The sequence below is a fragment of the Brachyspira pulli genome (assembly GCF_036997785.1).
GTDB classification, from domain to species: domain Bacteria; phylum Spirochaetota; class Brachyspiria; order Brachyspirales; family Brachyspiraceae; genus Brachyspira; species Brachyspira pulli.
This window is the reverse complement of the sequence record NZ_JAWLQI010000085.1, coordinates 1-11,316: the sequence shown is the minus strand read 5'-3', so window position 1 is coordinate 11,316 and position 11,316 is coordinate 1. Positions and strand designations below refer to the sequence as shown.

The 11,316-nt window shown below is 26.9% G+C and carries 9 protein-coding genes; 5 read left to right on the top strand and 4 right to left on the bottom strand.

Annotated elements, in window-relative coordinates; translation table 11 throughout:
* Positions 1-190: 190 nt before the first annotated feature.
* The gene (locus R4K56_RS13670; protein WP_335772961.1) at positions 191-2,608 is read right to left on the bottom strand and encodes a chemotaxis protein CheA; all 2,418 of its coding nucleotides are present in this window, start codon (positions 2,606-2,608) and stop codon (positions 191-193) included.
* A gap of 223 nt (positions 2,609-2,831) precedes the next feature.
* Between R4K56_RS13670 and R4K56_RS13665 the strand changes: the two genes are divergently transcribed.
* Together R4K56_RS13665 and R4K56_RS13660 are read left to right on the top strand one after the other, a co-directional pair.
* Entirely contained in the window at positions 2,832-3,350 is a 519-nt protein-coding gene (locus R4K56_RS13665; protein ID WP_335772962.1) for a phosphoesterase, read from the top strand.
* Positions 3,343-4,506: a DUF6348 family protein gene (locus tag R4K56_RS13660; RefSeq protein ID WP_335772963.1), complete on the top strand. Its 1,164-nt coding sequence runs from the start codon at positions 3,343-3,345 to the stop codon at positions 4,504-4,506. The genes R4K56_RS13665 and R4K56_RS13660 overlap by 8 nt, the downstream gene beginning before the upstream one ends.
* 381 nt (positions 4,507-4,887) lie before the next feature.
* Here the strand turns inward: R4K56_RS13660 and R4K56_RS13655 are convergent, their stop codons facing one another.
* Complete coding sequence (locus tag R4K56_RS13655; protein WP_335772964.1) at positions 4,888-5,931, bottom strand: hypothetical protein; 1,044 nt, start codon at positions 5,929-5,931, stop codon at positions 4,888-4,890.
* Positions 5,919-6,671, bottom strand: a complete 753-nt coding sequence (locus tag R4K56_RS13650; protein WP_335772965.1) for a pyridoxine kinase — start codon at positions 6,669-6,671, stop codon at positions 5,919-5,921. The genes R4K56_RS13655 and R4K56_RS13650 overlap by 13 nt, the downstream gene beginning before the upstream one ends.
* 176 nt (positions 6,672-6,847) lie before the next feature.
* Here R4K56_RS13650 and R4K56_RS13645 point away from each other — a divergent pair, with 176 nt between their 5' ends.
* Positions 6,848-7,564 (top strand): phosphatase PAP2 family protein, encoded by a 717-nt coding sequence (locus R4K56_RS13645; protein ID WP_335758742.1) that lies wholly within the window; start codon positions 6,848-6,850, stop codon positions 7,562-7,564.
* Here the strand turns inward: R4K56_RS13645 and R4K56_RS13640 are convergent.
* The gene (locus R4K56_RS13640; protein WP_335772966.1) at positions 7,559-8,197 is read right to left on the bottom strand and encodes a class I SAM-dependent methyltransferase; all 639 of its coding nucleotides are present in this window, start codon (positions 8,195-8,197) and stop codon (positions 7,559-7,561) included. The genes R4K56_RS13645 and R4K56_RS13640 overlap by 6 nt on opposite strands.
* Positions 8,198-8,327: 130 nt before the next feature.
* On the opposite strand from R4K56_RS13640, the gene R4K56_RS13635 reads away from it, so the two are divergent.
* Positions 8,328-8,588, top strand: a complete 261-nt coding sequence (locus tag R4K56_RS13635; protein ID WP_335758740.1) for an acylphosphatase — start codon at positions 8,328-8,330, stop codon at positions 8,586-8,588.
* Between the two features lie 31 nt (positions 8,589-8,619).
* Positions 8,620-10,443, top strand: a complete 1,824-nt coding sequence (locus tag R4K56_RS13630) for a LysM peptidoglycan-binding domain-containing protein (RefSeq protein WP_335772967.1) — start codon at positions 8,620-8,622, stop codon at positions 10,441-10,443.
* Positions 10,444-11,316: the final 873 nt, after the last annotated feature.

Sequence of the window (11,316 nt, the reverse complement as noted above, 5' to 3'; positions counted from 1 at the left end):
GAAAATTGACAAAATATAGTTATTTAGGTATATACTAAATTTTTAGATATAACATATTTTATATATAAGTTTATATAATAATGGTTTTAAAATAAATTTAAACTTTATAAAACTAAAAATATAACTCTTTGAATTAAGTACTCAAAATATTTGGAAAATAAAAACTCTTATAAGCAATACTAAAAATTAATTATTCTTTAGTAGAATTAGCTTCTGGAATTTCATTATTTTTTAATTTTTCAATAAAGCTTCTTAAATCGTTTTTACTATTTTTAGAGTTGTTACCTTTTCCTCTTTCTATAAGTCTCTTAGTACCAAGACTTACTATTGTTTGAATATCCAAAATGAAGCTTACAGTACCATCACCCAAAACGGTAGCACCAGCTAAACCTTCACTTTTTGTGATATTGTCTTTAAGAGTTTTTATTACTATATCCTGCTCACCTATTAAGTTATTAACAAGCAATGCTACTTTTTTACCTTCAGATGAAAGAATAACAGCATAATAAGATTTAATATTATTGTATCTTGAAGGAAGTCTGAATAATTCCTTAATACTCAATACGTTAATAACATCTTCTCTAACTTTAATAACTTCTATACCTTCCAATTCCTGAATATCTTTAACATCTATTTTGATAGTCTCCAATATACTGTTAATTGGAACTGCATAATATTCTTTTTCAGCATCAACAATAAGAGCCTGAATAATAGCAACAGTAAGAGGAATTCTCAAGAAGAATGTAGAACCTTTACCCCACTCTGTTTCTATACCAACAGTACCATTTATTTTCTCTAAACTTTTCTTTACAACGTCCATACCAACACCTCTACCGGATACATTGGTAATTTTTGCTGCAGTAGAAAAACCAGGAGCAAATATATATTCTAACATTTGTTTTTCTGATAATTTAGCATCAGCTGATACTAATCCTTTTTTTACAGCACTTTCAAATATCTTTTGAGGTATCATTCCTTTACCGTCATCAGATATTTTTATGATGATCAAGTTACCCTCATGCGAAGCACCTAAAACAACAGTACCAGTTCTAGGTTTTCCAGCTTTTTCCCTTTCATCAGGATGCTCTATACCATGGTCCATAGCATTTCTTATAATGTGAACCAATGGGTCTACTAATACCTCAATAACAGATTTATCTAATTCTGTTTCCTCTCCGTACATCTCCAATTTTACTTCTTTACCTAAATCTCTTGATAAATCTCTTATTAAACGAGGGAATCTATTGAATGTTTGAGCTATAGGCAACATCCTTATTTTCATTACAGTTTCCTGTAATTCATTTGTTACCCTAGTAAGAAGCTGATAAGAGTTTCTAAACTTATCTAAAGTATTTTTAAACTCTTCTTCCATTTTTACAAATTCAGTTAATTTACTATTAAATCCGTCTATATATGTATTTCTAATTTCTTTAGCTTCTTTTTTCTGCAAATGTTCTTCAAATTTTCTAAGTATCTGAACAATACTATCTCTATAATATCTTTTTACTTCATTTATACCAGTACCTATAATTTTTTGATATGAAGTAAGATCATCATCATACTGTATATATGAACTTTTATTTGTTACAAGCTCTCCCACTTGGTTCATCATAGCGTCTATTCTGTCACTTTCTACCCTTAAGAAAGAACTTTGTCTGTCAACTTTATGATCTTTTCCAGATTTAGCAGCATCAGGTTTTTTAGCTGCATTATTAGATGTTGCAGCCGCAGCTTCTTTTGCTTTTTGAGCTTCTTCTTTTTGTTTTTTATCTTGAAGGAATTTTTCATATTCTTCTAATATTATTTCTTCAAGCGATATTTCTTTTGTAACATCTGGTAATGTAATAGCGTCTATTATAGTTTGATCTTCCTTAATAGTTGCAAGAATATAAGTTACATGCTCATAGAACTCATCACCTTCCAAAGCCTCAAGAGGAGGTATACTTCCCATTATCTCACCGACATCTTTAAGGGCAACGAACACTTGAACCCCGCCTACTGTTCTCATAGGGCTTTCAGGGTCAAAACTTACATGAACCAATTTAGTTTTTACGCCTTCCTCAACATTATCTCTAATAATTCCAAGTAAATCACTATCATTTGGCAGAAGTTCATATTTATTTACTTTTTTCTCAGCTTCAGGGGCAGCTGTTGTAGCTGAACTAGCGGCAGCTGCTGCAGGAGCATCTGTTCCAGCAGACGGTGCAGGACCAGCACCCAATTTCATATTTTTAAAATCTTCTAATTTTTTTATTTCAGCTTCTATATCTCCGGAATATGTACTTTCCTCACTTGCTGTATTAATAAGGTCTTTTAATATATCTATACCTTTTAAAAGTACATCTATAGTAGCATCATCAACTTCTATTTTATTATTTCTGATTAAGTCAAGTAAATCTTCAAATCTGTGGGCATATTTTTGTGTTTCAACAAGTTCTACTGCACCAGCACTTCCTTTCAAAGTATGAACTGCTCTGAATATTTCTTGTATTGCATCTACATTATTTCTTTCATTATCCAAAATAAGAATATTTTGTTCAAGCCTATCAAGCATTTCAAATGCTTCTTCAAAGAAATCTTTAAGCAGACTTTTTATATAATCATCCATTTATACGCCCCATAAAAATTGAAAATCTTACCATATATTATCGGAAAGCTCCGAAAATATCTATAGTAAATAATATTTTTACTTGAAAATATAATAATTTATTATATGATAAAAATTGTTAAATGTCTACATCTTTATTATTTAAAGGTTGAAATATTATCAAACTTTAAATTATTATTAATGGATTATTTTTTACTATTTTTAAATATATTGTAGGAGTTGTATGATATATTTTACTTCTGATACTCACTTTTTTCATATTGGGAGAAACAGAAAAAATAAATTTGATGATTATATTGCTTTACACAATGTACTTATTGATAATTGGAATAAAAAAATTTCAGATAATGATGATATATATATCATAGGCGATTTTTCAAATGAAAATGGTTATAAAAAAACTTCTGAACTCCTTAAATATTTGAAAGGAAATAAATATTTAATTAAAGGAAATAATGATAAATTTTTAAACAATCCAAATTTTGATATCAAATTATTTAAATTCATAAAAGATTATTATGTATTAGATATCAAAGAATATAATGAAAAAATAAAAAAAATAGTGTTATTTCATTATCCTATATTGGAGTGGGAAGGCTACTACAGCGGTACAATGCTTATTCATGGACATTGGCATAATGACAAAAAATATCATAATATGGCATTCAATGTTGCTAGTGATATTCATAACTTAACTCCATTATCAATTAATGAAATATTAAAAATGGTATTAAATGAATAGTTACAAATATATATTATTAAATAGACTTCATAAAACTATAACAGAAAAAAATAAAATAGAAAATGATACTATTAAATTTTTAAGTTATGATATTACTATTGAACCAAAAATAGTTCAGCTGGAAAAGAAAAATAGTGTATTATGTACAATATATTTCTATGTGAAAGCTCCTCTTTTTGATTATGTATTTTTTGATTCATCTTCAAGTATAGCTTCAGATGAATATAAAGCTATAGAACTTTCATCTGATAATTTTGTGTATTCCGCTTTGCAAGGGATATTAGATTTTCTTTCTGGAATCTTTCATCATGAAATAGAAACTTATTTACTTGATAATAAAAAGATTTTTACTGTATGCGAAAGTCCTATGATAGGGCTTGGCAATATAGAAAATAAAGAAGATTTCTACAATGAATATGTAGGATTCGATCAAGAAAACGGATATTCCAGTTTCTTATGGAATGCCATTTATAAAGAAGTTCCTTTTATACTTAATAATAACAGAGTAAGCTTCATAAAAACTTATGGTGCTAAAATGCCAGATGGTGAGATTATGGTTGAATGTTCTATGAATAACGTTCAAAATAAACTCTTAGAAAATTGTGTGCAAAATGAAATTATAAAATGGGACAATAATGGAGAATTTTTTTCTATAAAACAGTTCTTCTTTATACTTCAATCAGATGCAACATATATAAAATATCCATACACTAAAGAAGAAATAGAATATTTTGTTATAGAATATGTACTTGAATTTGAAAAATTGAATGGAGATTATGAGAAGTTTATTGAAAGTATAAGTAATATAATTGTTGATAAAAACATAAGGGAAGAAGTAATTAATTTTATACCTGAAATATGTACAGAAAATGCATTCAAAGATGTTGTATTTGATGAAAGAGCAACAGTAAATATAGGAAATAAAAGTTATAAAATATTAAAAACTCAATTTACAAGCTATAAATATATTGAAGATGCTTTAATAGACGGCTTTTCAAATAATATTTTTAAAAAAGATACATTTAATGACTTGGTTCATATTAGCAATTCTTATAATACAATATACGAATCTATGCAAAATAATCCTAATATAGCTATGCATGATATATTTGTTTCTTGCACATTCACTTTTACAGAAGATTATAAATTTATTTAATATACAACTTTATAGAGTATATACCGAAAATTTTTAACTTTGTCAACTGATGCACTTTATGTAAATTTTATCTACTTTTTTGTCGCACAAAAAAGTAGCAAAAAACGCAACTGCTAGAGCTTTATATTAAAAACATGCCTATTAAATATATGATATACCTTAAAAATGCAGTCTTTCTCGAAGCGTATCCGAGCCTGTCGAGAATATAAGGTTCTTTGTGCCACGCCAAAGGCACTCCCTTCGGTCGCAAAAGAACTTGGGGTGTTACGAAGTACGCAGAGCAGTGGGGAAAAGCTACCACAAACAATAAAATTGAAAAAACTAAAATTAACAAAGTATAGTTGTTTAGGTATATATAAAATATTTTAACTAATTCACAAATTATCTAGTAAACATTTTAATAAATCTTTCTCTATACTTATAAGTAAGAAGTTTTTTGTTGTAGTACTCTGCTAAAACTTTGATTTCTGTATTATCCATATGTTCAGTATCTATTGCATATATATAACTGTCTTCTTTAAAGCCTTTTATCATGATATTCATATAATTGTTAAATTTATATGATAAGAACACCCTAAAGAACATTATAATACATGTTAATACCAAAGAATTAACAATAACATATATCAATATAAACATATAATAAGGGTAAGTAAAATCTTTTCCGCTTCCTATAAATAAGAAACCATTACCCTGCATAACAGATGTTTCAAAAACTAAATGTCTGCTTTCAAAATCTTCCCAATCAGCAGTTCTGTACTTTAATTCATTTTCATAATAAATTACTGCTATATTATAACTTTTAGCAAATCCTTCATATTCAAGATCGGCATTATCAGTATTTTGAGAAAAAGCTAAATCTGCCTCATATATAATTTCATTTTTTGTATTTTGATAAGAAGTAATTATTTTATTATCAAAAGCCCAATTTATTACACTATATAAAACTATAAATATTACAGCCATAATAGAAGAAATTACTATAATAAAATATGAAGTTATGAGAGAACAAAATGTATCTTTATTTTCAACGCCAAACAAATAAAAGAAATATATTATATGTGATATATAAAAAATAAATAATACATGGTAGCCTCTAGTTAAAAAAGAAGCTATAATATTTTCTCTCAAAAAAACTCTATTTAATGAGAAAAAATTTGTTACATAAAAAAGTCCTATTATTGACAATATGAAAGGCAGCAAATATGTTATAAGATAGAAAAATAATTCTGTTCTTGAATATTTATTCATTTTATAGAAAAATACGCAAACAAAATAGAAAGAACATAAAAATTCTACTATCATTAATATTCTCATAATATATGTATGCATATTAACAAGCATATAAGCACACATTGATATTATAGTTAAAGATGATATAGCAGCAACTATAAAGTTAATATTATATTTAGCTAATTTTTCCACCTTATTTCTCCTGTTTTTGCTTTATCATATATTACTCTAACCATTTTATAATCCAAGCCTAAAAAAGCTGCATTATTTACTAAATTATATACAGCACTAGAAAATATAGGCTGTGTATATTCTATCTTCTTATCTGTATAAGGATATGATGCCATTATTCTTGAAAGATTAAAAAGCACCGCTATTAATTTAGACGATGTAGAAAGCTCATCTAAAGTTATAGAATAAGGTAAAACGCTTTTAGCAGCTATAGCTATAAATATAGGGTTAATATGCTCTAATGTTGCTATATTAGATACTGAATGATCTATCATTTCTCTTGCTTTATCTATAAATTCCTTTAGATCATATTTATATTCATAATATATTGGCAAAGAAGCTATATAACTGGTATGCATTATATCTCTTAATACTAATAAAATAGATATATAATTTACAAGTTCATCATTATTTAAACCAAATTTATCATCATTAATAATTTTATCTTCAATACCATTTCCTTTTAGCCAAGAAATTGATATTATTTGTTTTACTATTTCATTTTCTAATATAGTATAAGTATATGATATATAATCCAAAAAAGCCTCATTATTATTTGATCTTTTGATTAAATTGATAATAGAATTTTTTTGAATTTCTACTGAATCATCGGAACCAGGTATATGTGATAAAAAATTAAAGTTTATTTTGTTTTCTATATACTCTATAAACTTTTCATAAGCTTCATTTCCCACTAACACACTATATATCCTAAAATTATTTTAATATTTTAAAAATATATTCGGCAAATTTAAAAAAATAACTAAATATTTTAAAATACTTACATACGGTTTTTACATAATTTAAATTAGTAATAGTTGATTTATTTAAATTTTATGATATTTTATTATTGATAGTAAAATATGGATTTCTTTATATGGACAGCAATAACATCAATAATGATAACTATGAACAATTAGATAATAATGAAGATAATAGTTCAAAAATCCAAAGAAAAGTCAGAAGAAGAAGAAAGAAAAATATAAAGAAAATTCTAAAAAGAAGAAGAAAACAAAAAAGAATCAATTACATAAACAGTTTGCCATTAATAAAATTCATGTCTAAAATAGATGATAAATTATTCCTAAAGATTTTCAAAGACAATAGGAAAGGCCCTGTAAAAACTTTTATGAAATTTATGAGCAGAATGGGAGACGGTTATATTTGGGTAGTATTATACCTTTTGTTTTATATGTTCAGAATTAAGTATGCTGCACTCTATTTTTCAAGAGCTGTTACCGCTGTATTTTTTTGTATATTCTTTTTCTTATATATAAAAAGCTTTGTAAGCAGAACACGTCCATATAAAAAACATGATAAAATACCAATAATGTATCCTCCGGATAAACATTCTTTTCCGTCTGGACATACTATGGTAGCTTTTGCAATAGCATTTTGTATGGGAAGCTATAGTCCGCATTCAGCATTGCTATTTTACCCTATAGCATCATTAATAGCATTCAGCAGAGTATATGTAGGACTTCATTATCCTTTTGATGTTGCATTTGGAATTATATTTGGAACTTTAATAGGCTTCTTATCAAATTTAGCATTCTTCTATATAACAGGACTTCCAATATTAGGTCATTTATAATTTTTTAGTTTTTTTATATTTATTATTTTTATTATTAATTTTATTAGCTTTATTTTCTTTTTTTAGTTTTTGCTTTAATTTATTTGCTGGAATATTAGAACGTTTTTCAGAAATAAATATATAATAACCATTTTTTTCTATTACTTTTACACCGCCAAAAATGGAAGTTAATTTATTTTTATACCAATCAAACCTTTTTGTTACCATTACAAATCTTCCATTCAATACTAATTTATAAAATCCAATCTCTATAAAATGTTTAGCTACAGAAAAATCTGTATGATAAGGAGGATTTGATAATATTATAGAAAAATCATTTATATTTATATCTTTAACTCCATTACTTTTTATAATACATATATTACCTACCCCATTTAATGAAGCATTATTTTTTGAAATATTCACAGCATTATCATCTATATCGCACATAACAACTTTATCTTCACCGATAATTTTTGCTGCAAGTATTCCTACAACACCATATCCGCATCCTAAATCCAAAACTTTACTTTCTAAATTGAAATCTATTTCTTCAAGCATTGATAATGTGCCTATATCAATTTTTTTAGGTGAAAAAAGTGTATCATCTGTAATGAACTGTAAGTTTATATTTTTTATCTCTATATTAATCATATTTTTATAGTACTCTTATTAATCTTATTAATATTTTATAAAGTAAATAAGTTTCGGTATATTTTACATTGTTTATATAAATTTCATAAAATAGATTGCCGATAATCCTAACATGTTTAAAGTAGATATAATGTTAAAAGGAAGAGTTCAAGGCGTAGGTTTTAGATACTATGCAAAGCAAATAGCTGATGAAATGAAAGTAAGCGGAAAAGTATGGAATAACTATGACGGTTCTGTTGAAGTAATAGGTTATTTAGAAACTAAAAGAGACATTGATGAGTTCGTAGAAAAAATTAAAATTGGGCCTCAAATGTCTAGTGTAAAAGAACATACTGTAACAATTACTCCTTCTGATCCGCCTTTAGATGAAACTTTTGAAATAGCAAATTAATAAAACCTTTATTTGAACTTGAGAAAATAATATGAGAAATATTTTTAAATATGCATCTATTGTGGGATGCACATTTGCTTCTATTGTACTAGGAGCTAACTATATAGATTACAAAGTAAAAAGCGGTGATACTTTATATGGTATAGCTTTTTCACATGATATGAGTGCAACTGAATTTTTAAAATTGAATAATATAAAAGACCCTGATACATACAGATTAAGAGTTGGAGAAATTCTTAAAGTAAAAGAAAGCGGTTATAGTTTAGTATTCGATTCTGAAAATAAAGTGTATGGTTTAAAAGGTGAAGAAGGCAAATCATCATATAAAGACTATAAAGTAAAAAACGGCGATACTTTATATGGTATAGCTTTTGCACATGGAATGACTGCTAATGAATTTTTAGCTATTAATAATATTAAAGATGTTAATAAATATAATTTGAGAGTTGGAGAAACACTTAAAGTAGCCAATTCCTCAAATAATGCTTCATCAAATAATGAAATTTCTAATACAGAACAAAAAGAGACAGAAACAAAATCTTATGATACATATAAAGTAAAAAGCGGCGATACTTTGTACGGAATAGCTTTTGCTCATGGAATGACTGCAAGCGAATTTTTAAAGATTAACAACATTGATAATCCTGATAAATATAAACTTTATGTAGGAAAAACAATGTATGTTATAAACTCTAAAAAAGAGAATAACAGCGTTCAAGAAAAATCTGATAATACAAAAGAAGTTGAATATTATACAGTAAAAAGCGGAGACACTTTATACGGCATAGCTTTTCAAAATGATATAAGTGTTAATGAGTTTTTGAAAATAAATAATATCGACGATCCTTTAAAATATAAATTAAGAACCGGCGAGAAATTAAAAATATATGCTAAAATCTCAAATTCTCAAAGCAAAACAATAACCACTTACAGAGTTAAAAGCGGGGATACGCTTGGAGAAATAGCATTAAGAAATTCTATGTCTTTGAAAGACTTATTAGAATTAAACGGATTAAAGAGTAATTATGTTCTTAAAGTTGGTGATACTTTAAAACTATATGATAATGTTAATATAAATACATCATCTTCTAAACAGCCTGCTTATAGAACTTTAGAAAATTATAAAGTAAAAAGCGGAGACACTTTAAGCGAAATAGCTTTAAAAAGAGGTATGGATTTAGTAGAGCTTTATTCTTTAAATAATTTGAATGCTAAATCTATATTAAAAGTTGGTGATACTCTTAAAGTTTATGCTAATCCTAAAAAAACAACTACATTAGTAACTTCTAATTATAAAGTAAAAAGCGGTGATAGTTTGTATTCTATAGCACAAAAACATAATATGACATTAAGAAACTTAATGCGTTTGAATAATATAAAAAATGCTAATGAATATAAATTGTATATAGGTGCTAATATAAAAGTACAAACATTAAAAATGATTCCGTATTCTTTTAATGATGACAGTATGCTGCCTGAAAGTTCTTTTATATGGCCATATAAAGGAATAATAGTTTCAGGATATGGAGTTACTTCAGATAAGCTTGCAAACAGAGGAATCAATATATTAGGAGATGTTGGAGATAAAGTTATAGCTGCTGATGACGGAATAGTAGAATATGTTGATGAGATAAGAGGATTCGGCACTGTAATAATATTAAAACATAAAAATGGATACAATACTTCTTATGCTCATTTATCTAAAGTTAATGTAAAACTTGGTGATATAGTAAGCAAAGGTGCATATATAGGCAATATTGGAGACACTGGCATGATAGACAGAAGTGAATTATATTTCAAGATATCATATCAAGGAAGAGCAATAGACCCTACTAAACTTCTTCCTAAAGGTTAATAGTATATACCTAAACAAATATACTTTGTCAAAAATAAATTTATGTTTTGGTTTTATATTTGGGGCTTTGCCCACCACGCTGTGTGCTTCTCAATACCCCACTTCTTTTGCGACTGAAAGGAGTGCCTGTGGTGTTGGCACAAAGAACCAAAAAGACTGCATTTTTAGGTTATATCCTATATTTAATAAGTGTTTTTTTAATATAAAGTTCTAGCAATTGCGTTTTCGCGAAGCGTATCCGAGCCTGTCGAGGATATAGCAACTTTGATGAAGTCGCGGCAAAAAAGTTGATAATTCTATATAAAGTGCCTCAGTTGACAAACTTAAAAATTTTTAGTATATACCTAAACAACTATACTTTGTCAGAAATAATTTTTTAAATTTTAAATATCTGCAGGGCTTTGCCCCGCACCCCAGTTCTTTTGCGACTGAAAGGAGTGCCTGTGGTGTTGGCACAAAGAACCAAAAAGACTACATTTGGGCTTTAATTTAATAAATTATCTTACATGTAAAACAATTTTAGTATTATTTAGTACTAATTTTATATTTGCACTTTTTGCAACTTTGACGAAGTCCGCAGAGCGTGTGCGGCGGGAAAAAGTTGAATAAAAAAATTGAAAAAGTTAAAAATTTTTAGTATATACCTAAACAACTATATTTTGTCAATTTTCACCTTTTTATAGATGTAAATTATAATTTTTTATAAAATAAAAGATTATCTAATATTAAGAAATATGTTTTACATGTAATATAGATTTATTGATTTTGTATAATAATGAGTAATCAGCCGCACGTATAAAGGACATTCGTTAAGAATAAGCGATACTGTGCGGGTTGCCACTACGGCTAGTAGTTGACAAACTTAAAAATTTT